The following is a 25182-nucleotide window of genomic DNA, read 5'->3' on the forward strand; positions in this document are numbered from 1 at the left end:
TGAACCGTGCCAAGGGGGGCCCGAACGGGGGGCCAGGCAAGGTACCGTCGGAATAAGGCAGCACCAGGAGCCGCTGGACTCGTAAGCGTCCAGTCGTCTCCCAGGCGAAGGGGAAGCACACCGTGGCACGCATCGGTGACGGCGGCGATCTGCTCAAGTGCTCGTTCTGCGGCAAGAGCCAGAAGCAGGTCAAGAAGCTCATCGCAGGGCCCGGTGTGTACATCTGCGACGAGTGCATCGACCTCTGCAACGAGATCATCGAGGAAGAACTCGCGGAGACGAGCGAGGTCCGCTGGGAGGAACTCCCCAAGCCGCGCGAGATCTACGAGTTCCTCGAGGGCTACGTGGTGGGCCAGGAGCCCGCCAAGAAGGCCCTGTCGGTAGCGGTGTACAACCACTACAAGCGCGTCCAGGCCGGCGAGAACGCCGGCGCCCAAGGGCGCGAGGACGCCATCGAGTTGGCGAAGTCCAACATCCTCCTGCTGGGCCCCACGGGCTCGGGCAAGACGCTCCTCGCGCAGACCCTGGCGCGCATGCTGAACGTCCCGTTCGCGATCGCGGACGCCACGGCCCTCACCGAGGCGGGTTACGTCGGCGAGGACGTGGAGAACATCCTGCTGAAGCTGATCCAGGCGGCCGACTACGACGTCAAGAAGGCCGAGACCGGGATCATCTACATCGACGAGATCGACAAGGTCGCGAGGAAGAGCGAGAACCCTTCCATCACCCGCGACGTGTCGGGCGAGGGCGTCCAGCAGGCGCTGCTGAAGATCCTGGAGGGCACCACCGCCTCGGTCCCGCCGCAGGGCGGCCGCAAGCACCCGCACCAGGAGTTCATCCAGATCGACACCACGAACGTGCTGTTCATCGTGGGCGGCGCCTTCTCGGGTCTGGAGAAGATCATCGAGACCCGGGCCGGCGCCAAGGGCATCGGCTTCGGCGCGACGATCCGCTCCAAGCGCGAGCTGGAGTCCAAGGACCAGTTCGAGGCCGTCATGCCCGAGGACCTGGTCAAGTTCGGCATGATCCCGGAGTTCATCGGCCGTCTGCCGGTCATCACCTCGGTCCACAACCTGGACCGCGAGGCGCTCCTGCAGATCCTGATCGAGCCGCGCAACGCGCTGGTCAAGCAGTACCAGCGGCTCTTCGAACTCGACGGCGTGGAGCTGGACTTCGAGCGCGAGGCCCTGGAGGCCATCGCGGACCAGGCCATCCTCCGCCAGACCGGCGCCCGTGGCCTGCGCGCCATCATGGAGGAGGTCCTCCAGGCGGTGATGTACGAGGTCCCGTCCCGCAAGGACGTGGCGCGTGTCGTCATCACGGCGGACGTCGTGCTCTCCAACGTCAACCCGACGCTGATCCCCCGCGACGCCCGTGGCGGCCGCGGTCCGGGCGAGGCCAAGACCGCGTAGGCGAGGCCGACACCGCCCAGGCGGCACCCCGTACGGCGAAGGGCCCCGGTCGACCGACCGGGGCCCTTCCGCGTACGCGCGGTCCGGGTCGTCACATCGCGACACGGATCTGGTCGCGCAGCTTCGTGGCGATGTCGATCGCCACGTCCTTGGTGACGCCCTTCGTGGCGTCGCCCGGCGACACCATGGCGATCGTGCTGTAGTCCGCCCACGCGCAGAACCAGTCGGTCTTGTCCTGCTTGGTGAGGGCGTTCTTCCCCTCGGCCGCCTGGCACTTCATGACCGCGCCGTCGAGGTCGGCCGCCTCGGGCTTGCCGACCAGCTTGCCCTTGGGCTCGCCGGCAGAGCTGCTGGAGCTCTCCTCGGACGACTTCTGGAAACTGGTGAAGAACAGGTCGAGCGTCGCCTTCGGGTCGGCGATCTTGCCGTAGGCGCCGGCGAAGGTGATGGTCTTCGAGGTGGCCAGTTCGGACGCGTCGGGCGCGGTGCTCGGGTCGGCCGGGTCGTAGCCGCTCAGGTCCGCCGTCGTGTAGAGGCCGATCACGGACTTGCCGTTCTCGACGCCGGTCTTGGCCAGGTCGGCGGTCGAGTCCTTGCCGGCGCTCGCGCCGTCGTCCGTGACCCGTTTGTAGTCGGTGAGGGCGGTCCCCGGGGTGGTCAGCTTGTGCGCGCCGTCGTCCTTCAGGCCGCCCGCGCCGCCGCCTCCACCGATCACGAAGTAGGCGCCCACGCCGAGCGCGGCGACGACCGCGACCGCGCCGACGACGATGGCCGCCGTCTTCTTGCCGCGACCGCCCGCCGGCGGCTGCGGGACGCCGTAGGGAGGCTGGCCGTACGGCGGCTGCTGCCCGTACGGGGGCTGGCCGTACGGCGGCTGCTGGCCGTAGGGCGGGGCCTGCGGCGGGACGCCCTGCACGGGCTGCGCCGGGTAGCCGTAGCCGGGCTGCGGGGCGGCGGGCTGCTGGGGATACCCGTAGCCGGGCTGCGGCGCCTGCGGCGGCTGGCCGTACGGACCGGGCTGGCCGTACGGGCCCGGCTGCTGGGGCTGCCCGCCGTACGGGCCCGGCTGCTGGTGACTCATTCCTGGGTTCCCCTCCACATGCTTATGCGTTTTTCACATCCTGACCCAAAGCCCGCACCCGCACGGCGGCGGGGGCCCCACCGTTACAGAGGAAACACGTTTCGGGACGGCGCTGTGACACCCCTAAACTGGGCCCGTGACCGACAACGCTCAGCAGCAGCCATCAGCGCCCCACACCGAACTGCCGACCCAGTACGCGCCGGCCGACGTAGAGGGGCCGCTGTACGAGCGCTGGGTGGAGCGGGGCTACTTCGAGGCCGACGCCAAGAGCGACAAGCCTCCGTACACCGTCGTCATCCCCCCGCCGAACGTCACCGGCAGCCTGCACCTGGGGCACGCCTTCGAGCACACGCTCATCGACGCCCTCACCCGCCGCAAGCGCATGCAGGGCTTCGAGACGCTCTGGCAGCCCGGCATGGACCACGCCGGCATCGCCACCCAGAACGTCGTCGAGCGGGAACTGGGCAAGGAGGGCAAGTCCCGTCACGACCTGGGCCGGGAGGCCTTCGTCGAGCGGGTCTGGCAGTGGAAGGGCGAGTCCGGCGGCCAGATCAGCGGCCAGATGCGTCGCCTGGGGGACGGCGTCGCCTGGTCGCGTGAGCGCTTCACCATGGACGAGGGTCTCTCCCAGGCCGTCCAGACCATCTTCAAGCGGCTCTACGACGACGAGCTCATCTACCGCGCCGAGCGCATCATCAACTGGTGTCCCCGCTGCCTCACCGCGATCTCCGACATCGAGGTCGAGTACCAGGACGACGACGGTGAGCTCGTCTCCATGAAGTACGGCGAGGGGGACGACACCATCGTCGTCGCCACCACGCGCGCGGAGACGATGCTCGGCGACACGGCCGTCGCCGTCCACCCGGACGACGAGCGCTACAAGCACCTGGTCGGCAAGGAGATCCGCCTCCCGCTGACCGAGCGCTCCATCCCGGTCGTCGCCGACACCCATGTCGACCCCGAGTTCGGCACCGGCGCGGTCAAGGTGACCCCGGCGCACGACCCGAACGACTTCGAGATCGGCCAGCGCCACAACCTGCCGTCCCTCACGATCATGGACGAGCACGCCGTCATCACCGCCCACGGTCCTTTCCAGGGTCTGGACCGGCTGGAGGCCCGCTCCGCCATCGTCGCCGCCCTGCGCGCCGAGGGCCGGATCGTCGCCGAGAAGCGCCCGTACGTCCACTCCGTCGGCCACTGCTCGCGCTGCAAGACGACCATCGAGCCGCGCCTGTCCATGCAGTGGTGGGTCAAGGTCGGCCCGCTGGCCAAGGCCGCCGGCGACGCCGTCCGCGACGGCCGCGTCAAGATCCACCCGCAGGAGATGGAGAAGCGCTACTTCGACTGGGTCGACAACCTGCACGACTGGTGCATCTCACGCCAGTTGTGGTGGGGCCACCGCATCCCCGTCTGGTACGGCCCGAACGGCGAGGTCGTCTGCGTCGGCCCCGACGACGAGGCCCCCACCGGCGAGGGCTGGCGTCAAGACACCGACGTCCTCGACACCTGGTTCTCCTCCGGCCTGTGGCCGTTCTCCACACTCGGCTGGCCCGAACAGACCGAGTCGCTCGCGAAGTTCTACCCGAACTCCGTCCTGGTCACCGGCTACGACATCCTCTTCTTCTGGGTCGCCCGGATGATGATGTTCGGCCTGTACGCGATGGACGGCACCCCGCCGTTCCACACCATCGCCCTGCACGGCATGGTCCGCGACCAGTTCGGCAAGAAGATGTCGAAGTCCTTCGGCAACGCGGTCAACCCGCTGGACTGGATGGACGAGTACGGCTCCGACGCGCTCCGCTTCACCCTCGCGCGCGGCGCCAACCCCGGCGTCGACGTCCCGATCGGCGAGGCCTGGGTCCAGGGCTCCCGCAACTTCGCCAACAAGATCTGGAACGCGACGCGCTTCGCGCTGATGAACGGCGCCACGGTCGACGGCCCGCTGCCGGACGCCGGGAAGCTGTCGGCGACCGACCGCTGGATCCTCTCCCGTCTCAACTCGGTCGTCGCCGAAGTCGACGCGCTCTACGAGGACTTCCAGTTCGCGAAGCTCTCCGACGCTCTGTTCCACTTCGCCTGGGACGAGGTCTTCGACTGGTACGTCGAGCTGTCCAAGACGACGTTCATGGCCGGCGGCGAGCCCGCGAAGGTCTCCGGCCGTGTCCTCGGCGAGGTCCTCGACGTCACCCTGAAGCTGCTGCACCCGATCGTCCCGTTCGTCACGGAGACGCTGTGGACCACGCTCACCGGCGGCGAGTCCGTCGTCATCGCCGAGTGGCCCACGGCTGTGTCCGTCCCTGGTGCTGACGCACCGGGCGGCTTCCGGGACGCGGCGGCCGAGAAGGAGATCGAGAGCCTCCAGTCGGTCATCACCGAGGTCCGCCGCTTCCGCGCCGACCAGGGGCTGCAGCCCGGTCAGCGCGTCCCGGCCCGCCTGACGCTCGACGGCACGCCGTTCGCGGCGCACGAGGCCGCCGTCCGCCAGTTGCTGCGCCTGCAGCCGGAGGGCGAGGACTTCTCCGCGACGGCGACCCTGCCCGTCGCGGGGGCCACGGTCGCGCTGGACCTGTCCGGCACCATCGACGTGGCCGCCGAGCGCAAGCGCCTGGCGAAGGACCTGGCCGCCGCCGAGAAGGAGAAGGCCCAGGCGGGCGCCAAGCTGGGCAACGAGGCGTTCCTCGCGAAGGCCCCGGACAACGTGGTCGACAAGATCCGCGGCCGCCTCGCCAAGGCGGACGAGGACATCGCCCGCATCCAGAGCCAGCTGGAGCGCCTGCCGCAGGCGTGAGGCGCCCCAGGGCGCCACGACGACGAAGGCCCCCGGGACCGGCACGGTCGCGGGGGCCTTCGCCCACCTCCGCCCACCTCTGTCACCGGCCGTCCGTAGACTGGCCCCGTGAGCGAGCTCCCCCCGAACGGCAACCACGACGACCTGCCCGCCCCCTTCGACCCCCTCGATCCCTTCGACGAGATCATCGCCGAGGAGACCGACCGCGACCCCGATCTCGCGGTCATCGAGGCCGGCAGCCGCACCCTGCGCACCCAGGGCGGCGCACCGCAGGCCGATGTGCCCGCGCGCCCCGAGGACCCCGAGGTCGACAAGGCCCTGCGCGAGGTCGAGGCGGAGCTGGCCACCCGCTGGGGCGAGACCAAGCTGGAACCCTCCGTCGGCCGGATCGCCGCGCTGATGGACGTGCTGGGGGAGCCGCAGCGCTCCTACCCCTCCATCCACATCACCGGGACGAACGGCAAGACGTCCACGGCCCGCATGGTCGAGGCCCTCCTCGGCGCGTTCGAGCTGCGCACCGGCCGCTACACGAGCCCGCACGTGCAGTCGATCACCGAGCGGATCAGCCTCGACGGCGCCCCGATCTCCGCCGAGCGGTTCATCGAGACGTACCACGACGTCAAGCCGTACGTCGACATGGTCGACGGCATGCAGGAGTACCGGCTGTCCTTCTTCGAGGTGCTCACCGGTATGGCGTACGCCGCCTTCGCCGACGCGCCCGTCGACGTCGCCGTCGTGGAAGTGGGCATGGGCGGCTCGTGGGACGCCACCAACGTCATCGACGGTGACGTGGCCGTCGTCACCCCCATCGACCTGGACCACACGGACCGGCTGGGGGAGACGACCGCCGAGATCGCCGGCGAGAAGAGCGGGATCATCAAGCAGGGCGCCACCGTCGTCCTGGCCCAGCAGCCGGTCGACGCGGCGCAGGTGCTGCTGAAGAAGGCCGTCGAGGTGGACGCGACCGTGGCCCGCGAGGGGCTGGAGTTCGGGGTCGTCGCCCGCCAGGTCGCCGTCGGCGGACAGTTGGTCACCCTGCGCGGGCTGGGCGGCGAGTACCCCGAGGTGTACCTGCCGCTGCACGGCCCCTACCAGGCGCACAACGCGGCCGTCGCGCTCGCCGCCGTCGAGGCGTTCTTCGGCGTCGGCTCCCAGCGGCCCGAGCCGCTCGACATCGACACCGTCCGCAAGGCCTTCGCCGCCGTCTCCTCGCCGGGCCGCCTCGAGGTCGTCCGCCGGTCCCCGACCGTCGTCCTGGACGCCGCGCACAACCCGGCCGGCGCCCGGGCCACCGCGGAGGCCGTCGGTGAGGCGTTCGACTTCTCCCGGCTGATCGGCGTGGTCGGTGCCAGCGGCGACAAGAACGTGCGCGGGCTCCTGGAGGCCTTCGAGCCGATCTTCGCCGAGGTCGTGATCACGCAGAACGCCAGCCATCGCGCGATGGACGCCGACGAGCTCGCCGCGATCGCCGTCGAGGTGTTCGGCGACGACCGCGTCCAGGTCGAGCCGCGGCTGCCCGACGCCCTGGAGGCGGCGATCACCCTCTCGGAGGAGGAGGGCGAGTTCGCCGGCGGCGGCGTCCTGGTCACCGGCTCCGTCATCACCGTCGGCGAGGCGCGCCTGCTCCTCGGGAAGGGCTGAGACCGCCATGCGTACGCTCTGCTCCTCGACCCTGATCGGCGAGTTCTTCGTCATCGGCTTCGCCGGCCTGGTCGCCATGAAGGACGCCGACCTGTCCACGTCCACGGTGTGGACGGTCTGCGGCGTCGCCATGCTGCTCAGCGTGCTGCTGTGCGCGATGGTCACCCGGCCCGGCGGGGTGGCCCTCGGCTGGGCGTTGCAGATCGCCCTCGTCGCGTCCGGCTTCTTCGTCCCGATCATGTTCTTCATGGGCGTGCTCTTCGGGGCGCTGTGGTGGGCGTCGGTGCACTTCGGCAGAAAGGTCGACGAGGCCAGGGCGCGCTTCGCCGCACAGGCTTCGGCGGCCTCTGCGGATACCGCTGACGCTGCGTGACAAGCGCCAGGACGCGACCTGTAACCTCATCCCACCGCACCTGCAGGCGCCAGAGCACCGGCGCCGGAACACCCGCAGTAGAAGGAGCCCCCTCGTGAGCCAGCGCACCCTCGTCCTGCTCAAGCCCGACGCCGTCCGTCGTGGCCTGACCGGCGAGATCATCAGCCGTATCGAGCGCAAGGCCGGCTGGCAGATCACCGCGCTGGAGCTGCGCACGCTGGACCAGGACACGCTGGAGCAGCACTACGGCGAGCACAAGGGCAAGCCCTTCTACGAGCCGCTGGTGGAGTTCATGGCCTCCGGTCCGGTCGTCGCGCTGATCGTCGAGGGCGAGCGGGTCATCGAGGGCGTGCGCGCGCTGGCCGGTCCGACCGACCCGATCGCCGCCGCCCCCGGCTCCATCCGCGGCGACTACGGCGTGATCGTGCGCGAGAACCTGATCCACGCCTCCGACTCCGAAGAGTCCGCCGACCGCGAGGTGAAGATCTTCTTCCCCGGCCGAGCCTGACTCCCGAGGGGCCGTAGAAGGGTCTGAAGCGGGCGATCGAGGGAACGTGAGCCCCCGAACGCCCGTCTCCAGAAGCGAACCCACACAGCATCTGCAAACAATGGCGGAGACCGCTCCGCAGTGTTCGTGCAGGCGCGTTTACGATGGAAGCCTTCACGTCACAGCACCCACCTCGCCGACCTGATAAGCCCTCAAAGCTCATGGAAGGCCAGTCGAATCCTGATGGGGAACTCAATGTCGTTCATCGGCCGTGACATGGCTGTCGACCTCGGGACTGCCAACACGCTGGTGTACGTCAGGGGTCGCGGGATCGTACTCAACGAGCCGTCCGTCGTCGCGATCAACACCAACACCGGTGGCATCCTCGCGGTCGGCGCCGAAGCGAAGAAGATGATCGGACGCACACCCGGCAACATCGTTGCCGTGCGCCCGCTGAAGGACGGCGTGATCGCCGACTTCGAGATCACCGAGCGGATGCTCCGCTACTTCATCCTGAAGATCCACAAGCGGCGGTATCTGGCTCGGCCGCGGGTCGTCGTCTGTGTGCCCTCCGGCATCACGGGCGTCGAGCGCCGTGCCGTCATCGAGGCGTCGACCCAGGCCGGCGCCCGCCAGGTGCACATCATCGAGGAGCCCATGGCCGCGGCCATCGGCGCCGGCCTGCCGGTCCACGAGGCCACGGGCAACATGGTGGTGGACATCGGCGGCGGCACCACGGAGGTCGCGGTCATCTCGCTCGGCGGCATCGTCACCGCCCAGTCCATCCGTGTCGCCGGCGACGAACTGGACAACGCGATCATCCAGCACATCAAGAAGGAGTACAGCCTCCTCCTCGGTGAGCGGAGCGCCGAACAGATCAAGATCACGATCGGTTCGGCGTACGACCTCGACGACGACCAGCACACCGAGATCCGGGGCCGCGACCTCGTCTCCGGACTGCCCAAGACCGTCGTCATCTCGGCCGCCGAGGTGCGCAAGGCGATCGAGGAGCCGGTCAACGCGATCGTCGACGCCGTGAAGACCACCCTCGACAAGTGCCCGCCGGAGCTGTCCGGCGACATCATGGACCGAGGAATCGTTCTGACCGGCGGCGGAGCCCTGCTGCGCGGGCTGGACGAGCGGCTGCGCCGGGAGACCGGCATGCCCATCCACATCGCCGAGGACCCGCTGGACAGCGTGGCGCTCGGCTCCGGGAAGTGCGTCGAGGAGTTCGAGGCGCTGCAGCAGGTCCTCGACGCCGCGCCGCGCAGATGACGTAACGCTTCGATTCCGCCGTACGAGATGATCTCCTCTCGTGCGGCGGATCGTTGATATAGCGGCATAAGCTCGCAAAGCGCCCTTGGCCATCTTGGCCCGGGGCTACCCCAATTCCCTACCCGCTTCCCGACGACTCCTTTTCGCCACCTCCTACTGCTTCCCACTGCTTCCTGATTCCTGTTCTGGGCATTTCTCTCGAGGAAGGGCACGGCCGCCGCACGTGAGGGACACACGAGAGAGCCGGCTGCTCCTGGTGCTGCTGATCGCCGTAGCGTTCGCGCTGATCACGGTGGACATCCGGGGCGGGGAGGACTCCCCGGTCGACGGCGCCCGGCAGGCCGCGGCCGCGGCCTTCGGTCCGATCGAGAACGGCGTGTCGTCGGCGGTGGACCCCGTCGGCAACGCCGTCTCGGCCGTCCGCGACTCCGGGGAGCGCCACGACCGGCTCACCACGCTGGAGAAGGAGAACGCGGCGCTCAAGGCGAAGCTCGGCAGCGACGACCGCAACCGCAGCCGGCTGGCGCAGCTCGACAAGATGCTGAAGATCGCCGGCACCGGCCAGTACGGCATCAAGGGCGCGGAGGTCATCGCGATAGGAGCGGCCCAGGGCTTCTCCTGGACGATCACCATCGACGTCGGCGCCCACGACGGCGTCCGGCGCGACATGACGGTCCTCAACGGCGACGGACTGGTCGGACGGGTCACCACCGTCGGCCCGGACACCGCGACCGTGCTGCTGGCCAGCGACCCCGACTTCACCGTCGGCACCCGGATGGAGGCGTCCGACGAACTCGGCTTCGCCTCCGGACAGGGCGACCGCCCGCTGCGCGTCGAACTCCTCAACGGCAAGGCCGACGTCAAGAAGGGCGACCGGCTGGTCACCTTCGGCTCGCAGGCTGACAAGCCCTTCGTGCCCGGCGTCCCCGTCGGCGTCGTCTCCCGCGTCGACCCCTCCGGCGGCGACCTCACCCGCACCCTCTACGTCACGCCGTACGTCAGCTTCACCAAGCTCGACATCGTCGGCGTGGTCGTCGAGGCCCCGAAGAAGGATCCGCGCGACACCGTGCTCCCCTCCAAGCCCAAACCGGTTCCCACGCCGACGGTGACCGTCACGGTCACGCCGAACGCGAACGCACCCGTAGACGGCCAGCAGCAGTAGGAGTTGACAACCCCCATGCGCGTCAACCGGATCCTGCTCTCCGTCCCGCTGGTCGTCGTCGCCCTGGTGATCCAGGTGAGCGTCCTCGCCCGCCTCCACCTGCCGGGCGCCGTCCCCGACCTCCTCCTGCTCACCGTCCTGGGCCTGGCCATGGTGTACGGCCATGTCGGCGGCGCCCTCATCGGCTTCGGCGCCGGTCTGCTGGCCGACCTCGCACCGCCCGCCGACCACGCCGCCGGGCGCTACGCCCTCGTGCTGTGCTTGATCGGCTATCTCGCCGGGCTGATCAAGCCCGAGACCGGGCAGATCAAGTCGGCCACCGGCCCGATGGTCGTGGTCGTCGCCGCCGCCGTCGGCTCGACCCTGCTGTACGCCGGGGTCGGCGCCCTCGTCGGCGACACCGCCGCCCGTCATGTCGGCCTCACCGGCCTGCTGTTCACCTCCGCCCTGTACGACCTGCTGCTCGCGCCGTTCGTGGTGCCCGCGATCATGTTCCTGGCGCGACGCGCCGACAACGACCCGCTCGCCGAGACCAACTCCGCCGGCAAGAGTCCCGACATCTCCTCCGGCTGGATCTCCTCGGGCACCGGGCTGAGGATCGGCGGGCAGCGCGGGGGCCTCAAGCTGAAGGCGGCTCGGTCGCGGGCCACCCGGGCCGGACGCATCAAGGGGGTCAAGCGGCTGTGAACGCGGGCCCCCGCGCGCGCAGCGCGCCCGTGCAGGAATCACCCGAACGGGGAAGCCGCGGCGGAACGAGGCCGCACAGGCTGACCGTTCATCACGTGTCCGCGCACATCTGTTCGCACGCCGAGTCCGTGAGCTGAGAGGGGGAGACAGCCGCAGTGACCAACATTCCCGAGACCGGTAGGACCCCACGGGTCCAGATCCGGCTCGTCGTGATCCAGATCCTCGTCCTCTCCCTGCTCGGCACCCTCGGCGGCCGCCTGTGGTACCTGCAGATCCGGGAGGGCGCGGCCTACGCCAAGGAGGCCTCCGGAAACCACGTCCAGCAGGTCGTCGAACCCGCCGTGCGCGGTTCGATCCTGGACGCGCGCGGGGTGGCCCTGGCCGACAACGAGACGCGCCTGGTGGTCTCCGCCTCCCGCACCGACCTGCTGAAGCAGAAGGACGACGGCAAGGCGGTCCTGGCCAAGCTGGCGGGAGTCCTCGGCATGAAGCCCGACGACGTCGCCCTGAAGGTCCGGCTGTGCGACGCCAAGACGCCGCAGCCCTGCTGGAACGGCTCGCCCTACCAGCCCATCCCGATCACCGACGAAGCCACCGCCAAGCAGGCCCTGCAGATCCGCGAGCGCGCCGAGGACTTCCCCGGCATCACCGCCGAGCCCGAGGCCGTGCGCCGTTACGCGGCCCCCGGCAACGCCAACACCGCCCAGGTGCTCGGCTACCTCTCCCCGGTCACCGACGCGGAGATCACCGCGGCCCAGGACAGCGACTCGCCGTACCTGCGCTCCGACCAGGTCGGTCGCAGTGGCCTGGAGCGCCAGTACGACAAGGAGCTGCGCGGCAAGGCCGGCGTCACCCGCTACGAGGTGGACAACCTCGGCCGCGTGATCGGCCAGGCCGAGGCGGACGCGGCGCAGCCCGGCTCCAACCTGGTCACCAGCATCGACGCCCGGGTCCAGCGGGTCGCCGAGTACGAACTGAACAACGCGATGAAGATCGCCCGCCAGCAGTTCGACAAGATCACCGGCGAGAACTACAAGGCCGACTCCGGCGCCGTCGTCGTGATGGAGGCCAAGACGGGGCGGGTCGTCGCCATGGCGTCCGCGCCGGCCTACGACCCCAACGTCTGGGTCGGCGGCATCTCCGCCAAGGACTACAGGAAGCTCACCGGCAAGAACTCCGACTACCCGCTGCTCAACCGGGCCATACAGGGTCAGTCCGCGCCCGGTTCGACCTTCAAGGTGGTCTCCACGGCCGCCGCGGTCGAGGCGGGCTACGAGTGGGACGGCGGCTACCCGTGCACCAGCTCGTACTCGGTGGGCGGCCAGGTCTTCAAGAACTTCGAGGGGGAGAGCTTCGGCCCCATCTCGCTGGGCCGGGCCCTCGAGGTCTCCTGCGACACCGTCTTCTACGGCCTCGCCGACCGGGAGTGGAAGAAGGACGGCGGCATCAACCCGAAGAAGGGCGAGCCCAAGGACTACTTCTACAAGGCCGCCCACCAGTTCGGCCTCGGCAAGGAGACCGGTCTCGACCTTCCCAACGAGGTAACCGGCCGGGTCCCGGACCGTCAGTGGAAGGAGTCCTACTGGAAGGCCAACAAGGACTCCTGGTGCAAGTCCGGTAAGAAGGACGGCACTTACGTCGAGAAGATCGCGTACGAGAACTGCCTCGAAGGCAACAAGATGCGCGAGGGCGACTCGATCAACTACTCCATCGGCCAGGGCGACACGCTCGTCACCCCGATCCAGGAAGCCGTGATCTACGGGGCGCTCGCCAACGGCGGCACGATGTACACCCCGACCATCGGCAAGGCCATCGTCAGCCCCGACGGCAAGTCCGTCCACGAGATCAAGCCCAAGCCCAAGGGCAAGCTGCCCGTCACCCAGGCCACGATCAAGGGCATGGACGCAGCGCTCGAGGGCGTGGTCACCCGTGGTACCGCCGCCTGGAAGTTCGGCGGCTGGCCGCAGGAGGAGATCCCGCTGCACGCCAAGACCGGTACCGCGGAGGTCTACGGCAAGCAGACGACGTCCTGGCTCGCCACGTACAGCAAGGACTACACGGTCGTCATGACGATCGCCCAGGCCGGTACCGGATCGGGCGCCTCCGGTGAGGCCGTGCGGCACATCTACAACGCGATGTACGGCGTCTCCGACGACGGCAAGATCGAAAAGAAGAAGGCCCTGCTGCCCACCCCGCAGACCGGCCTGCCGAAGGTCCAGGCGGACGGCACGATCAAATCCCCCAAGATCTCCAAGGACCCGGCCAAGGAGCAGCGCGCCAGCCAGCAGACCGCGCCGAAGCCGGACGAGACGCAGACGGCGGGCACCGTGCAGCAGAACACCGATCCCAACCGCGACACCCGCAGACGACGGCGGAAGAGGGGAAGCCGGAGGATGTGCACATGACCGGCGCGAACAGTTTCTCCGTCTCCGGATACGGGCCCGCCCGGGCCGGCTGGACACGGGTCTTCGCCCGTGACTCGGTGGCCCGCAGGATGGACTGGCCGATACTGCTGTCGGCGATCGCGCTGTCGCTGATCGGCTCGATCCTGGTCTTCTCGGCGACCCGCAACCGCACCGAGATCAACCAGGGCGACCCGTACTACTTCCTCGTCCGGCACCTGATGAACACCGGCATCGGACTCGCCCTGATGATCGGCACGGTGTGGCTCGGCCACCGCAACCTGCGCAACGCCGTGCCGGTCCTGTACGGCCTGTCGCTGCTGGGCATCCTCGCGGTGCTCACGCCGCTCGGCTCCACGGTCAACGGCGCGCACTCCTGGATCGTGCTCGGCGGCGGCTTCTCGCTGCAGCCCTCCGAGTTCGTCAAGATCACGATCATCCTGGGCATGGCGATGCTGCTCGCGGCCCGGGTCGACGCCGGCGACAAGCCCTATCCCGACCACCGCACGGTGCTCCAGGCACTCGGTCTCGCGGCCGTCCCCATGCTGGTCGTGATGCTGATGCCCGACCTCGGGTCGGTCATGGTCATGGTCATGATCGTGCTGGGCGTGCTGCTGGCCTCCGGCGCCTCCAACCGCTGGGTCTTCGGGCTGCTCGGCGCGGGCGCGGCCGGCGCGATCGCCGTCTGGCAGCTGCACATCCTGGACGAGTACCAGATCGCCCGCTTCGCCGCCTTCGCCAACCCCAGCCTCGACCCGGCCGGCGTGGGCTACAACACCAACCAGGCGCGCATCGCGATCGGCTCCGGAGGCCTCACCGGCGCCGGCCTGTTCCACGGCTCCCAGACGACGGGCCAGTTCGTGCCCGAGCAGCAGACGGACTTCGTCTTCACCGTCGCGGGCGAGGAACTCGGCTTCATGGGGGCGGGCCTGATCATCGTCCTGCTGGGCGTGGTCCTCTGGCGCGCCTGCCGCATAGCGCGTGAGACGACGGAGCTGTACGGCACGATCGTCGCCGCGGGCATCGTGGCCTGGTTCGCCTTCCAGGCTTTCGAGAACATCGGCATGACCCTGGGGATCATGCCGGTGACCGGCCTGCCGCTGCCGTTCGTCTCCTACGGAGGCACGTCGATGTTCGCGGTCTGGGTGGCGGTGGGGCTGCTGCAGTCCATCCGGGTGCAACGGCCGATGTCGGCCTGAGCCTTCGCACCCGCCGACGACCTCGTCGTTTTCCGACCTCGGCATGTGACTCGGGTCCGGTGCGCACTGCCGCTCGGACCCGAGTGGGACTAGATTCACTTCATGGCGGAGACGAAACGCGAGATCGAGCGCAAGTACGAATCCGACGAGAGCGGGCTGCCCGACCTGACCGGTGTCGCCGGCGTCGTCACGATCATCGACAAAGGCGTCACCGAGCTGGACGCGACCTACTACGACACCTCCGACCTGCGTCTGGCGGCGGCCTCGATCACCTTGCGTCGACGCACCGGCGGCTCCGACGCAGGATGGCACCTCAAACTCCCGGTCGAGGCCGGCGTCCGGGACGAGATCAGATCGCCGCTCTCGGACACCGTGCCCGAAGAGCTCGGCCGACTGGTCCGCTCCCGGGTCCGCGAGGGCCAGCTGGTGCCGGTGGTACGGCTGCGCTCCAGCCGGGACGTCCGTGAACTCGTCGACACCCAGGGTCGGCTGCTCGCCGAGGCCAGCGTGGACGCCGTACGGGCGGACCGCCTGTTCGGCGGTGAGGGCAGCGCCCAGTGGACCGAGATCGAGGTGGAACTCGCCGACGGTGGAGACCCGGCCCTTCTCGACACGGTGGAGAAGCGGTTGCGCAAGGCGGGCGTACGGCCGTCGGCGTCGTCGTCCAAGCTGGCGAGGGCGCTGACGGAGACGGCGTCGAAGAAGAAGCGGGCCCGCGGGAAGACGCCGGGGAACGGCAAGACGGCAGGGGGCCCGGCGGGCGGGACGCCCGTGGCCGCCGATCCCACAGCCGCCGATCCCGTGACCGCCGGCGACCATGTGCTGGCATACGTGCGCGCCCAGCGCGACGCGATCGTCGCCCTCGATCCGGCCGTCCGCCAGGGCGCCGAGAACTCCGTGCACGACATGCGCGTCGCCACCCGCCGGCTGCGCAGCACCTTCCGCTCCTTCCCCAAGGTCCTCGACCGGACGGTCACCGACCCGATCGCGGACGAACTGAAGTGGCTCGCCGGCGAACTGGGCGCGGACCGCGACCACGAGGTGCTCGACGAGCGCCTGACGGCCGGCCTGCACGAACTGAACCCCGCCCTCGTCTCGGGACGGGTCGCCGAGCGGCTGCGGACCTGGGCGAAGGCCCAGCGCCAGACCTCGCACCGCCGGCTGCTCGGCGTCCTGGACTCACCGCGCTACCTGACCCTGCTCGACGCCCTGGACGCCCTGATCGCCGACCCGCCGCTGCGCAAGGCGGCCGCGGGCAAGCCGGCCAAGGTGCTCGCCAAGGCCGTGCGCAAGGACTTCGCGAAGGTCTCCGAGCTGATCGGACAGGCCCTGGAAGAGCCGCCGGGCCGAACCCGCGACGAGACCCTGCACGCGGCGCGCAAGAAGACCAAGCGGACCCGCTACGCGGCGGAGACCGCCGCCCCCGCGATCGGCGGCCCGGCCAAGGCCCTCACCAAGTCCATGAAGTCGTTGCAGAGCCTGCTCGGCGACCACCAGGACAGCGTCATGGCCCGCCGGAGTCTGCGCGAGCTGTCCGCCGTGGCGCACGCGGCGGGGGAGAGCACGTTCACCTACGGGGTGCTCTACGGCCGCGAGGAGGGACGGGGCGAGCGGACGGAGGAGGCGCTCCCCGACGCCTGGGAGAGGGCCCGCGCGCAGATGGAGGTCTGAGGGCCGGCCGCGGCGGAATCTCCGCGGCCGGGGGACGGCTCCGGCCGGGTTACGCTAGATGGTCAGCCATGGTCAGCCTCCCCCCAGCCTCCGGCCGGGGGACCCCCAGTCAGCTCACGAAGGTGCCCCGCGATGTCTGTCGAGTCGGTCTTCCCACAGCTCGAAGCCCTGCTCCCGCATGTGCAGAAGCCGATCCAGTACGTGGGCGGCGAGCTCAACTCCACGGTCAAGCCCTGGGAAGACTGTGACGTCCGCTGGGCGCTGATGTACCCGGACGCCTACGAGGTCGGCCTGCCCAACCAGGGCGTCATGATCCTCTACGAGGTGCTGAACGAGCAGGAGGGCGTCCTCGCCGAGCGCACGTACAGCGTGTGGCCCGACCTGGAGGCGCTGATGCGGGAGCACGCCGTCCCGCAGTTCACCGTGGACAGCCACCGCCCGGTGAAGGCCTTCGACGTCTTCGGCCTGTCCTTCTCCACGGAGCTGGGCTACACCAACATGCTGGCCGCCCTGGATCTGGCCGGGATCCCCCTGGCCGCCGAGGACCGCGGTCTCGACGACCCGATCGTGCTGGCCGGCGGCCACGCCGCCTTCAATCCCGAGCCGATCGCCGACTTCATCGACGCGGCGGTCATCGGCGACGGCGAGCAGGCCGTGCTCGACATGACGAAGATCATCCGCGAGTGGAAGGCCGAGGGCCGGCCCGGCGGCCGCGAGGAGGTCCTCTTCCGCCTCGCGAAGACGGGCGCGGTGTACATCCCGCGGTTCTACGACGTCGAATACCTGCCGGACGGCCGGATCGCGCGCGTGGTGCCGAACAAGTCGGGCGTGCCGTGGCGCGTGTCGAAGCACACGGTCATGGACCTCGACGAGTGGCCCTACCCCAAGCAGCCGCTGGTCCCGCTCGCCGAGACGGTCCACGAGCGCATGTCGGTGGAGATCTTCCGCGGCTGCACCCGAGGCTGCCGCTTCTGCCAGGCCGGCATGATCACCCGCCCGGTGCGCGAGCGCTCGATCACCGGCATCGGCGACATGGTGGAGAAGGGCCTGAAGGCGACCGGCTTCGAGGAGGTCGGCCTGCTCTCGCTGTCGAGCGCCGACCACAGCGAGATCGGCGAGGTCGCCAAGGGCCTCGCGGACCGCTACGAGGAGGACAAGATCGGTCTGTCCCTCCCCTCGACCCGCGTCGACGCCTTCAACGTGGACCTGGCGAACGAGCTGACCCGCAACGGCCGCCGCTCGGGCCTGACGTTCGCGCCCGAGGGCGGTTCGGAGCGCATGCGCAAGGTCATCAACAAGATGGTCTCGGAAGAGGACCTGATCAGGACCGTCTCCACCGCGTACGGCAACGGCTGGCGTCAGGTGAAGCTGTACTTCATGTGCGGTCTGCCCACGGAGACGGACGAGGACGTCCTGCAGATCGCCGACATGGCGATGAACGTGATCGCCGAGGGCCGCAAGGTCTCCGGCCAGAACGACATCCGCTGCACCGTCTCGATCGGCGGGTTCGTGCCCAAGCCGCACACCCCCTTCCAGTGGGCTCCCCAGCTCTCCGCCGAGGAGACGGACGCCCGCCTGCAGAAGCTCCGGGACAAGATCCGCGGCGACAAGAAGTACGGCCGCTCGATCGGCTTCCGCTACCACGACGGCAAGCCCGGCATCGTCGAGGGCCTCCTCTCGCGCGGCGACCGCCGTATCGGCGCGGTCATCCGGGCCGTCTACGAGGACGGCGGCCGCTTCGACGGCTGGCGCGAGCACTTCTCCTACGACCGCTGGATGGCGTGCGCGGACAAGACGCTGCCGGCCTACGGCGTGAACGTCGACTGGTACACGACGCGCGAGAAGACGTACGAGGAGGTGCTGCCCTGGGACCACCTGGACTCGGGCCTCGACAAGGACTGGCTCTGGGAGGACTGGCAGGACGCCCTCGACGAGACGGAGGTCGAGGACTGCCGCTGGACGCCCTGCTTCGACTGCGGGGTGTGCCCGGCGATGGACACGCACATCCAGATCGGCCCGACGGGCAAGAAGCTGCTGCCGCTGGAGGTCAAGCGGACGGCTTCGGCCGGTTGAGAGGGCCGGGGCCGCCTTCCGGTCCTGACGGGGCCTCAAGCGTGCATCCGCTGGGCTGGTTGTAGCGTCTACGCCCATATGGACCTGCAGAAAACGTCCGCCGCCGAACCGCCCGCGCGGCCGGTCGGCCGGGCTTCCGGGCAGGCGCCCGAAGGGTGTCTCGTCGTCGCGATCCGGCTGCCCGTGCGCGTCGTCGTGCTCGTGCTCGTCGTGCCGGTGCGCATGGTGTGGGACGGGCTCGTCGTCGGGGGGCGGCTCCTGCGGGACACGGTGCTGCGGCCGCTCGGGCGGGCCCTGTCGTGGCTGGGCAGGGCCGTGTTCGTCTGGCCCCTGATCGGGCTGTGGCGTTACCTGGTCGTCCCGACGGCCAAGGCTCTCGTCTGGCTCGGGAGGACGCTCGTGGTGACGCCGGCGGTCTGGCTCTACCGGTCCGTCCTCGCGCCGCTCGGGCACGGGCTGGTGCGGCTCGGGAGGACGCTGGTGGTGACGCCGGTGGTCTGGCTCTACCGGTCCGTTCTGACGCCGTTCGGACACGGGCTGGTGTGGCTGGTCCGGGGTGTCGGGGCCGGTCTGGCGTGGGTGTACGCGCGTGTGCTGGCGCCTGGCGGGCGGGCCCTCCTCCGGGTGCTGAAGGGAATCGGGGCCGTCATCGCCGCCGTCGGCGTCGGCGTGTACGGCGCGGTGGCCTGGCTGGTCCGGTATCTCGTCGTCGTCCCTGCCGGGTGGCTCTACCGGTGGTGTCTCGCGCCGGTAGGGCGGGCGGTGGCCTGGTGCGCGCGGGGGGCGTGGCGGCTCCTGGGACTGCTGGTCGGCGGGCTCGGCCTGGGCCTCTACTGGACCGCCCGGATCCTGTTCGTGCTGCCCGCGCTCGCCCTGTGGCGCTGGGTGCTGGTCCCCGTCGGCCGCTTCCTCGCGGTCGTCGTCCGCGAGGTGGGGGACGCCCTCGGGCACGCCTGGCGGATCGCCGGGCGTATCTCGCTCGCCGTCGGACGGTTCCTCGGGACCCTCTTCCGGTGGATCTTCGTGGAGCCCGTGCGCCGGGTGTACCGGACCGTGCTCACCCCGGTCGGGCACGTCGTCCGGGACGCCGTGCTGCGTCCCGCGGCCCAGGCCGCGCGCAGCGTGGGCCGGGTCACCCGCCAGGCGCTGGCGGCCGCCCGGGAAACGGCCCGGCAGACCCGCGCCGACGTGCGCCGCCTGCTCTTCGGGGAGCCGGCCCGGCGGGAGGCGGTCACCCGCCGGGAACCATCGGCGGGCGAGGCACGTACTCTTGGTAGCAGTACGACCGCTCTCACGAAGGACTGAACGACACTGGGCAAGCGACAGCCCGAAGGCCCGCCGCCCGCACCCGCGGTGCAGCGCATCCGACTGCGTTACACCAAGCGCGGCCGCCTCCGGTTCACCAGCCACCGTGACTTCCAGCGTGCCTTCGAGCGCGCGTTGCGCCGTGCCGAGGTGCCGATGGCGTACTCGGCGGGGTTCACGCCGCACCCGAAGGTGTCGTATGCCAATGCCGCACCCACCGGCACGGGCAGTGAGGCGGAGTACCTGGAGATCGCGCTGACCGCGGCGCGTGATCCGGAGAAGCTGAGAGTTCTGCTCGACGAGTCGCTGCCCACCGGGCTCGACATCGTCGACGCGGTCGAGGTCCGGACCTCGGGTCTGGCCGACCGGCTGACGGCCTCCGTATGGGAGCTGCGGCTGGCCGGTGTGGATCCGGCCGACGTCGACCGCGCGGTGGAGGCCTTCAACGCGGCCGACGCCGTGGAGGTCCAGCGCATGACCAAGAACGGCGTTCGTACCTTCGACACCCGTGCCGCGGTCGTACGACTTGAAACACACAGTGAACCTGCTGATAGGCCGAGCGGCCAGCCCTGTGCGATACTGCGGCTGGTTGTTCGGCACGTGACGCCTGCCGTACGACCCGACGACGTCCTGTCCGGTCTTCGCGCCGTGGCCGACCTGGCGCCGCCGGTCCCCGCTGCGGTGACCAGGCTGGCGCAGGGGCTGCTCGATGAAGAGACCGGCACGGTGACCGACCCGCTCGCGCCCGACCGCGAGGCAGTTCCGGCCCCCACAACGGCCGATCCCGCTGCCGCCGCGAAGGCGCCCGCGTAGGGAAGGTTCCGCGAAGGAACGTACGTCGTAGCGCCGCCCTCGTACTCGGGAGCCACCTGGGTCGGGCAGCGCACCGACCAGAAGACTTTCGCCAGGCCGTGCGCATTGGGTGTACGGAACCGGCGAGACAGGACACAGAGAGCTCCCGTGTGGCGCCCGCGCCCCGGACGGCGGCACCGCGCATCGCGCGAGCCGCGGACGTCAACGGTGGACGATCCTTCGTGATCGCCGCCGGGCCAGGCGCGGCGCCCGGGAGCCTGACGGGAGAAACGCCCGCATGCTCGAACCAACCGAATCCGCAGAGTCCGTGACGGACTCCGAAGCGAACACCCCCAGCGACACCCTGCCGCCGCGTCGTCGGCGCCGTGCCGCTTCCCGGCCGGCGGGGCCGCCGTCCGCGGCCGCCGAGGCCTCGGCCGAGATCACCACGCCGGCCATACCGGCCGTGGGGTCCGTCGAGGAACTGGCGCAGGACGACGCCGAGGACGAGACCGTCCAGGGCGACGCCCTCGGCGCGGACGCCAAGGCGGACGAGCCCGAGGAGGCCGTCGAGGCCGCACCTCGCGCCCGTCGTCGGGCCACCCGCCGTGCCTCCGCGCCCGCCGGCGCCCCGGCCCCCGCAGAGGCGGCCGAGACCGTCGTGCCCGTGGCCGCCGCCGAGGCGAGCGCCCCGGCCGTCGAAGAGGCCGCCGCCGAGGAGGCCCCGGCCGAGGACGCCGCTCCTCGCCGTTCCCGCCGTCGCGCCACGCGCCGCGTGACCACCGCCGCCGAGGCTCCGGCCGAGGTCGTGGAGCCCGCGGTCGAGGTGGCCGCGGCCGAGTCCGCCGCCCGGACGGCCGAGGCCGAGGAGGCGCCCGCCGAGGCGGCCCCGCGGACGCGGCGCCGCGCCACCCGGCGGGTGACCGCGCCCGCCGCCACGCCGGAGGCCGAAGCCCCCGCCGAAGCCGTCGCGACGGCCGAGACCGTCGCGGCCGAGGGGCCCCCGGCGGCCGAGGAGGCGCCCGAGGCGGCAGCCCCCCGCGCCCGTCGCCGCGCCACGCGTCGTGTCGCCACGCCTGCCGCGGAGGCCCCCGAGGTCTCCGCGCCTCAGGCGTCCCCCGCTTCCGAGGCCCCGCAGGCCGCTGAGCCGGCGGCCGAACCGGTCGTTCCGGCCGCTGCCTCTGCCTCTGCCGCTGCCGCCGTCGAGGAGCCGGAGGCTTCCGAGGCCCCCGCGGCCGACGAGGACGCCGGTCCGCGTCGCGGTCGCCGCCGGGTGGTCCGCCGGGCCGCCGGCGGTTTCTCCGCGCCCGAGCCCGTGAAGGGCGAGGACGACGCGCCGCGTCGTCCGGCGCGTCCCGCGGTCGCCGTGTTCCAGGCGCCCGTGTTCGCCGAGCCGCAGTTCCAGACCCCGCAGCGGGCCGCCGCCGAGGCCGCCGCCGAGGCGGAGACCGTCGTGGCGGAGACCGTCGTGGCGGAGGAGCCCGAAGAGGTCCAGGCCGCCCCGGAGGTCGCCGAGGAGCCCGTCGGCTCGCGTCGCCGTCGTCGCCGCAGGGCCGCCGGCGCCGGTGAGGAGACCGAGTCCGGCCGCTCCGCCGCGCCCGCCGAGACCGCGGTGCCCGCCGCCGAGGACGAGACGGAGACCGAGCCGGACGAGGACGTCGAGGACGTCGTCGAGGGCGATGACGACGGCGAGGAGACCGGGTCGCGTCGCCGTCGCCGCCGTGGCGGCCGTCGCCGTCGCCGTGGCGACGCCGCCGACGGCGAGGGGGAGTCCGGCGACGCCGACTCCGACGAGCTCGCCGCCGAGCAGGCCGCCCAGGACGCCGAGGACACCGTCGAGCAGGAGGACGAGGACGCGGAGGACGAGGACGCGGGCGGTTCCAGCGCCGGCAGCCGCCGTCGCCGTCGCCGCCGTCGCCGCGCCGGGGACGCCTCTCCCGAGGCCGAGCCCGTCGACGGGGACCCGGAGCGGACGGTCGTCAAGGTCCGTGAGCCGCGCAAGCCCTTCGAGCCGTCCGACGAGGTGCAGTCCATCAAGGGCTCCACCCGTCTGGAGGCCAAGAAGCAGCGCCGCCGCGAAGGCCGTGAGCAGGGCCGCCGACGTGTGCCGATCATCACCGAGGCCGAGTTCCTGGCCCGCCGCGAGGCCGTCGAGCGGGTGATGGTCGTCCGCCAGAGCGGCGAGCGCACCCAGATCGGCGTGCTGGAGGACAACGTGCTCGTCGAGCACTACGTCAACAAGGAGCAGGCCACCTCGTACGTCGGCAACGTGTACCTGGGCAAGGTGCAGAACGTGCTGCCGTCGATGGAGGCCGCCTTCATCGACATCGGCAAGGGGCGCAACGCCGTCCTGTACGCCGGTGAGGTCAACTTCGAGTCGCTCGGCATGGCCAACGGGCCGCGTCGCATCGAGGCCGCCCTGAAGTCGGGCCAGTCGGTCCTCGTCCAGGTGACGAAGGACCCGATCGGACACAAGGGCGCCCGTCTGACCAGCCAGGTCTCCCTCCCGGGCCGCTACCTCGTGTACGTGCCCGAGGGCTCGATGACCGGCATCAGCCGCAAACTGCCCGACACCGAGCGCGCCCGGCTGAAGACGATCCTCAAGAAGATCGTCCCCGAGGACGCGGGCGTCATCGTGCGCACCGCCGCCGAGGGCGCGAGCGAGGACGAGCTGCGCCGTGACGTCGAGCGTCTCCAGGGGCAGTGGGAGGAGATCCAGAAGAAGGCGAAGAACGGCGGCAACGCCCCGACGCTGCTGTACGGCGAGCCGGACATGACCGTCCGGGTCGTGCGCGACATCTTCAACGAGGACTTCACCAAGGTCATCGTCAGCGGCGACGAGGCGTGGTCGACGATCCACGGCTACGTCTCGCACGTCGCGCCCGATCTCGCCGAACGGCTGTCGAGGTGGACGTCCGAGGTCGACGTCTTCGCCACCTACCGGATCGACGAGCAGCTCGCCAAGGCGCTGGACCGCAAGGTCTGGCTGCCCAGCGGCGGCTCGCTGGTGATCGACCGGACCGAGGCGATGGTCGTGGTCGACGTCAACACCGGCAAGTTCACCGGGCAGGGCGGCAACCTCGAGGAGACGGTCACCAGGAACAACCTGGAGGCGGCCGAGGAGATCGTGCGCCAGCTGCGGCTGCGCGACCTCGGCGGCATCATCGTGATCGACTTCATCGACATGGTGCTGGAGTCCAACCGGGACCTGGTGCTGCGGCGTCTGCTGGAGTGCCTGGGCCGCGACCGCACGAAGCACCAGGTCGCCGAGGTCACCTCGCTGGGTCTGGTGCAGATGACCCGCAAGCGGGTCGGCCAGGGTCTGCTGGAGTCGTTCTCCGAGACCTGTGTGCACTGCAACGGGCGCGGTGTCATCGTCCACATGGAGCAGCCGACCGCCGTCGGCGGCGGCGGCAAGCGCAAGAAGCGCGGCCGCGGCGGTGACGGACCGGGCCACGACCACGAGCACGAGACGGCGGCGTACGACGTCGTCGAGCCGTACACGGGCGCCGAGGAGACGGAGAGCGAGGCCGAGGTGGCCGCCGAGGTCGCCGAGCCGGTCGCGCTGGCCGCCCCCGAGTTCGCCGTGGACGAGGAGCTGTACAGCAGCGTCGCCGAGGCGGAGGCCGCGGCCACGCGCGGTCGGGGCCGGCGTCGGTCGAGCCGTCGGGCGTCCGCTCCGGCGGGTGCGCCGAGGGGCGGCGGGTCGCGCCGTGCGGGCGGTTTCGAGGCCGCCGCGGCGCAGTCGGTGGAGACCGACGCGGAGGAGACCGTCGAGGCGCCCACCGCGCAGGACGTCACCGTCGAGGCGGAGACCGAGCGTCCGGTGCAGCCGGCCGAGACGGTCACCGCGCACACCGAGCCGGTCGCCGTCGAGGACCCGGTCGTCGAGGCGCCCGCCGCCGGGGCCCCGGCCGACGAGGCCGCGCCCAAGGGCCGCACGCGCCGCCGCGCCACCCGCAAGGTGTCCGCGCCGGCCGGGTCGCCCGCGGGGGCGGAGGCCGCCGTGGTGACGGTCGCCGAGACGCCGGTCGTGCGGACCCCGGTCGCCGAGGCCGCTCCGGTGGAGCAGCCGGCGGCGGAGCCGGCCGCCGAGTCCGTCGTCGAGAGCGCGGCTCCGGCCCGCCCGCGGCGTCGCGCCGTGCGCAAGGCCACCGCGCCGACCGCGTCCGAGGAGACGGCCGTCGTGGTCGTCCCGTCGGTCGCGTCGGAGACCCCGGTGCCGGAGACCCCCGCGGGGGGCGCGGCGTCGGCCACGTCCGAGGAGCCCGCCGCCCCCGTCGAGGACGCGGACGCGCCGGCCGCTCCGGCGAAGAAGACGGCGGCCCGCAAGACGGTGAAGAAGGCCACGGCGAAGAAGGCGGCCGCCACCAAGAAGACGGCGGCGGCCAAGACGACGGCCGCGAAGAAGACCGCCGCCAAGAAGACGACGGCCAAGAAGGCGGCCAAGTCGGTGGCGAAGAAGACCGTCGCGGCGGAGCCGGGTGTGCCGTCCGTCACGGCCTCGACGGAGGACTGACGCCGTCCGGCACGGGTGGACACGGCGCGGGCGTCCGGCACATCGGGCGCCCGTGCCGCTGTTTCACCGCCCTTGTGCGCTCGCGTCGCCGTGTGTTCACCGGGGAGTTACTCTGTGTCTCGACGGTGAGGGAGTGGACCCGTGCCGTCGGTTTCGGGGTGGTAACCCTGGGCAAGATGGTCGTCTCCAGGCTGGTAACGTGCAGTCTGGTCCCGGTGGCCAAGGACATGCACACCGTGACCACAGCCGATGAGCACATCCGGTCTTCCAGCCGGACACGGCTGACTTCCCGCAAGGAACCCTCACGGGGCGGGG

16 protein-coding genes are annotated in these 25182 nt (G+C 70.9%); 15 read left to right on the top strand and 1 reads right to left on the bottom strand.

All coding sequences use genetic code 11. The features are described from left to right. Positions 1-122: 122 nt before the first annotated feature. Positions 123-1412, top strand: coding sequence for an ATP-dependent Clp protease ATP-binding subunit ClpX (clpX, locus tag ACFVYK_RS03295; protein WP_389767922.1), 1290 nt, complete (start codon positions 123-125; stop codon positions 1410-1412). 91 nt (positions 1413-1503) lie between these two features. Here the strand turns inward: clpX and ACFVYK_RS03300 are convergent, their stop codons facing one another. Further along, on the bottom strand, positions 1504-2493 hold the full coding sequence (locus ACFVYK_RS03300) for a hypothetical protein (protein ID WP_389767924.1): 990 nt from the start codon (positions 2491-2493) through the stop codon (positions 1504-1506). Between the two features lie 136 nt (positions 2494-2629). On the opposite strand from ACFVYK_RS03300, the gene ACFVYK_RS03305 reads away from it, so the two are divergent. From ACFVYK_RS03305 to ACFVYK_RS03370, 14 genes are all read left to right on the top strand, one after another. After that, the gene (locus ACFVYK_RS03305) at positions 2630-5281 is read left to right on the top strand and encodes a valine--tRNA ligase (RefSeq protein ID WP_389767926.1); all 2652 of its coding nucleotides are present in this window, start codon (positions 2630-2632) and stop codon (positions 5279-5281) included. A 108-nt stretch (positions 5282-5389) separates the two neighbouring features. After that, positions 5390-6922 carry a bifunctional folylpolyglutamate synthase/dihydrofolate synthase gene (locus tag ACFVYK_RS03310; RefSeq protein ID WP_389767928.1) on the top strand — a complete coding sequence of 511 codons (1533 nt, stop codon included), beginning with the start codon at positions 5390-5392 and terminating at the stop codon, positions 6920-6922. 7 nt (positions 6923-6929) lie between these two features. Continuing rightward, positions 6930-7295, top strand: coding sequence for a DUF4233 domain-containing protein (locus ACFVYK_RS03315; protein WP_389767930.1), 366 nt, complete (start codon positions 6930-6932; stop codon positions 7293-7295). 94 nt (positions 7296-7389) lie between these two features. Further along, positions 7390-7803, top strand: a complete 414-nt coding sequence (gene ndk / locus ACFVYK_RS03320) for a nucleoside-diphosphate kinase (RefSeq protein WP_356771090.1) — start codon at positions 7390-7392, stop codon at positions 7801-7803. A gap of 234 nt (positions 7804-8037) precedes the next feature. Further along, positions 8038-9057, top strand: coding sequence for a rod shape-determining protein (locus ACFVYK_RS03325; protein ID WP_389767932.1), 1020 nt, complete (start codon positions 8038-8040; stop codon positions 9055-9057). Positions 9058-9280: 223 nt separating this feature from the next. Beyond that, entirely contained in the window at positions 9281-10219 is a 939-nt protein-coding gene (gene mreC / locus ACFVYK_RS03330) for a rod shape-determining protein MreC (RefSeq protein WP_389767934.1), read from the top strand. A 15-nt stretch (positions 10220-10234) separates the two neighbouring features. After that, on the top strand, positions 10235-10906 hold the full coding sequence (mreD, locus tag ACFVYK_RS03335; RefSeq protein WP_389767936.1) for a rod shape-determining protein MreD: 672 nt from the start codon (positions 10235-10237) through the stop codon (positions 10904-10906). A gap of 155 nt (positions 10907-11061) precedes the next feature. Next, positions 11062-13311 (top strand): penicillin-binding protein 2, encoded by a 2250-nt coding sequence (mrdA, locus tag ACFVYK_RS03340; protein WP_389767938.1) that lies wholly within the window; start codon positions 11062-11064, stop codon positions 13309-13311. Beyond that, entirely contained in the window at positions 13308-14507 is a 1200-nt protein-coding gene (gene rodA, locus ACFVYK_RS03345; protein WP_389767940.1) for a rod shape-determining protein RodA, read from the top strand. The genes mrdA and rodA overlap by 4 nt, the downstream gene beginning before the upstream one ends. A gap of 102 nt (positions 14508-14609) precedes the next feature. Beyond that, positions 14610-16178 (top strand): CHAD domain-containing protein, encoded by a 1569-nt coding sequence (locus ACFVYK_RS03350; RefSeq protein WP_389767942.1) that lies wholly within the window; start codon positions 14610-14612, stop codon positions 16176-16178. A gap of 132 nt (positions 16179-16310) precedes the next feature. After that, positions 16311-18251 (top strand): TIGR03960 family B12-binding radical SAM protein, encoded by a 1941-nt coding sequence (locus tag ACFVYK_RS03355; protein WP_389767944.1) that lies wholly within the window; start codon positions 16311-16313, stop codon positions 18249-18251. Positions 18252-18329: 78 nt separating this feature from the next. Next, positions 18330-19556 (top strand): hypothetical protein, encoded by a 1227-nt coding sequence (locus ACFVYK_RS03360; protein ID WP_389767946.1) that lies wholly within the window; start codon positions 18330-18332, stop codon positions 19554-19556. Positions 19557-19604: 48 nt separating this feature from the next. Then, entirely contained in the window at positions 19605-20369 is a 765-nt protein-coding gene (locus ACFVYK_RS03365; RefSeq protein ID WP_389767947.1) for a TIGR03936 family radical SAM-associated protein, read from the top strand. Positions 20370-20646: 277 nt separating this feature from the next. Then, positions 20647-24867, top strand: coding sequence for an Rne/Rng family ribonuclease (locus tag ACFVYK_RS03370; protein ID WP_389767949.1), 4221 nt, complete (start codon positions 20647-20649; stop codon positions 24865-24867). Positions 24868-25182: the final 315 nt, after the last annotated feature.

The sequence above is a fragment of the Streptomyces sp. NPDC058291 genome, from assembly GCF_042880855.1.
In the GTDB taxonomy this organism is placed as follows: Bacteria; Actinomycetota; Actinomycetes; order Streptomycetales; family Streptomycetaceae; genus Streptomyces.

Bases quoted from the DNA above. Each gene is read 5' to 3' on its own strand.
- ACFVYK_RS03300 (WP_389767924.1), bottom strand. From the start codon at position 2,493: ATGAGTCACCAGCAGCCGGGCCCGTACGGCGGGCAGCCCCAGCAGCCG.
- ACFVYK_RS03315 (WP_389767930.1), top strand. From the start codon at position 6,930: ATGCGTACGCTCTGCTCCTCGACCCTGATCGGCGAGTTCTTCGTCATC.
- ACFVYK_RS03325 (WP_389767932.1), top strand. From the start codon at position 8,038: ATGTCGTTCATCGGCCGTGACATGGCTGTCGACCTCGGGACTGCCAAC.
- mreD (WP_389767936.1), top strand. From the start codon at position 10,235: ATGCGCGTCAACCGGATCCTGCTCTCCGTCCCGCTGGTCGTCGTCGCC.
- rodA (WP_389767940.1), top strand. From the start codon at position 13,308: ATGACCGGCGCGAACAGTTTCTCCGTCTCCGGATACGGGCCCGCCCGG.
- ACFVYK_RS03350 (WP_389767942.1), top strand. From the start codon at position 14,610: ATGGCGGAGACGAAACGCGAGATCGAGCGCAAGTACGAATCCGACGAG.
- ACFVYK_RS03355 (WP_389767944.1), top strand. From the start codon at position 16,311: ATGTCTGTCGAGTCGGTCTTCCCACAGCTCGAAGCCCTGCTCCCGCAT.
- ACFVYK_RS03360 (WP_389767946.1), top strand. From the start codon at position 18,330: ATGGACCTGCAGAAAACGTCCGCCGCCGAACCGCCCGCGCGGCCGGTC.
- ACFVYK_RS03370 (WP_389767949.1), top strand. From the start codon at position 20,647: ATGCTCGAACCAACCGAATCCGCAGAGTCCGTGACGGACTCCGAAGCG.